The organism is Frankia sp. CoWAU3, from assembly GCF_977971855.1.
Map to the genome: position 1 here is coordinate 1 of NZ_CDWWXB010000119.1, position 2,301 is coordinate 2,301.

Annotated in this window: 2 protein-coding genes; both read left to right on the top strand. The window is 70.8% G+C overall.

The window, feature by feature from the left end:
* Positions 1–266: 266 nt before the first annotated feature.
* Complete coding sequence (gene mqnC / locus AC08ON_RS11665; RefSeq protein ID WP_476608407.1) at positions 267–1,454, top strand: cyclic dehypoxanthinyl futalosine synthase; 1,188 nt, start codon at positions 267–269, stop codon at positions 1,452–1,454.
* Positions 1,455–1,478: 24 nt separating this feature from the next.
* Positions 1,479–2,301 (top strand): adenosine deaminase (gene add / locus AC08ON_RS11670; RefSeq protein WP_476616953.1); only part of this gene is annotated, 823 nt, incomplete at its 3' end.

Sequence of the window (2,301 nt, forward strand, 5' to 3'; positions counted from 1 at the left end):
GCCGCGGCCACGGTCACCACGACGCCGGTCCCGCCAGCCCGGCCGGCTCCTCGACAGCCGGCTACACTGACGCCACCCGTGGTGGCTCCAGCCCGGTGGACCCGGGGACGCGATCCGGACACTGACCGTTCATCCCCCGCGTCGCGTCGAAGGCTCCGGCGGCTACCCTGGGAGGATCGCCGAAGGTGATTCGACGGAGACCCCGAACGGCGCCCGATGCCAGGGGTCCCCGCGTCGCGCCGAAGGCGCTACGCGGGGAGGGCCGTATGGATGTCGATGGTGAGATTCCGGTGGGTCGGGGTGGTGGCGAGATCCGGTCTGTGCTGGACCGGGCCGCAGCCGGCGGGCGTATCTCCGCGGAGGAGGCGCTGCTCCTCTATACGAGGGCGCCGCTGCACGCGCTCGGTGGCGCGGCGGACACGGTCCGTCGGCGCCGTTTCCCCGATGGCATCGCGACGTACATCATCGACCGGAACATCAACTACACGAATGTCTGCGTGACCGCCTGCCGGTTTTGCGCCTTCTACCGCGCTCCGAAGCATGCCGAGGGCTGGGTCCGCGACGTCGAGGACATCGTCGCCAAGTGCGGGGAGGCGGTCGAGCTCGGCGCCACGCAGATCATGTTGCAGGGCGGACACCATCCCGACTTCGGCATCGAGTGGTATGAGCGTACCTTTGCCGCCATCAAGAAGGCATATCCCCAGTTGGCGCTGCACTCGCTGGGCGCCAGCGAGGTTGTGCACATCGCCCGGACGTCCGATCTGACTTTTCCCGAGGTCATTACCCGGCTGCGGGACGCGGGCCTGGACAGCTTCGCGGGCGCGGGAGCGGAGATCCTCACCGAACGGCCCCGGCAGGCGATCGCTCCGCTGAAGGAGCCCGGTCACGTCTGGCTGTCCGTGATGGAGACCGCCCACAACCTCGGCCTGGAATCCACCGCCACCTTCATGATGGGCACGGGGGAGACGAACGCCGAGCGCATCGAACACCTGACGATGATCCGGGACGTCCAGGACCGGACCGGCGGGTTCCGTTCGTTCATCCCCTGGACCTACCAGCCGGAGAACAATCATCTCGGCGGGCGCACCCAGGCGACGACCCTGGAGTACCTCCGCCTCGTCGCGGTCGCGCGGCTGTTCTTCGACAACATCACGCACCTGCAGGGCTCCTGGCTGACCACCGGCAAGGAGGTCGGCCAGCTCACCCTGCACGTGGGCGCCGACGACCTCGGCTCGGTGATGCTGGAGGAGAACGTCGTCTCCTCCGCCGGGGCGCGCCACCGCACCAACCGGTCGGAGCTGATCTCCCTGATCCGTGCTGCCGGCCGCATCCCCGCTCAGCGCGACACCCGCTACCGGCACCTCGTCGTGCACCGCGACCCGGCGCAGGACCCGGTTGACGACCGGGTGGCCTCGCACTTCTCCTCCACCGCGCTACCGCTCATCTCCGCGTAGCCGGGCGCACCATACAGTGACCGGGTGAGTGACCCCTCCGGATTCGCGGTCCCGTCCCCGACCGGGCCGAAGATCGAACTCCACGTCCATCTGGAGGGCACGGTCCGTCCCGCCACCCTGCTGGAGATGGCGCGCCGCAACTCCGAGGCGCTGCCCGCCCGCACGGTCGAGGGCCTCGCGGACCTCTACCGCTTCCGCGACTTCGACCACTTCCTGAAGGCCTGGATCCTCACCACCTACGTGATGCGGACGGAGGCCGACTTCCACCAGGTGGTCGTCGACTACGCCGCCGAGGCGGCCCGGGCGGGCGCCGTCTACCTGGAGGGCATCTTCTCGCCCTGGTTCCGGGTCCATCGGGGGGTCCGCGTCGAGGAGATCTTCCACGGTTACGCCGACGGGGCGATCGAGGCCCGGGAGCGCTACGGCGTTGAGGTGCGCCTCACCCCGGACATCGAGCGGGTGCTGCCGGTCGAGGCCGCGATGGAGGTGGCGCGGTGGGCGGTGCGGTTCGCCGATCGCGGTGTCGTCGGCATCGGGCTCGGCGGACCGGAGGCCGGTCATCCTCCCGAGCCGTTCGCGCCGGCGTTCGCCCTGGCCGCCGACGGCGGGCTCGCCGCGGTCCCGCACGCGGGGGAGACAGCGGGCCCGGCGTCCGTGCGGGGCTCGCTCGACGCGCTGGGAGCCAGGCGGATCCGGCATGGGATCCGGGCCGCCGAGGACCCCGAGCTGATGCGACGGCTGGTCGATCAGGGGATCGTGCTGGACGTCTGCCCGGTGTCCAACCTGCGGACCCGGTCGGTGGCATCCCTCGACGACCACCCCCTGGCGGCGTTGCTGCGGGCCGGGG

Coding starts and splice junctions, on each gene's coding strand:
- mqnC (WP_476608407.1), top strand. CDS start 267: ATGGATGTCGATGGTGAGATTCCGGTGGGTCGGGGTGGTGGCGAGATC.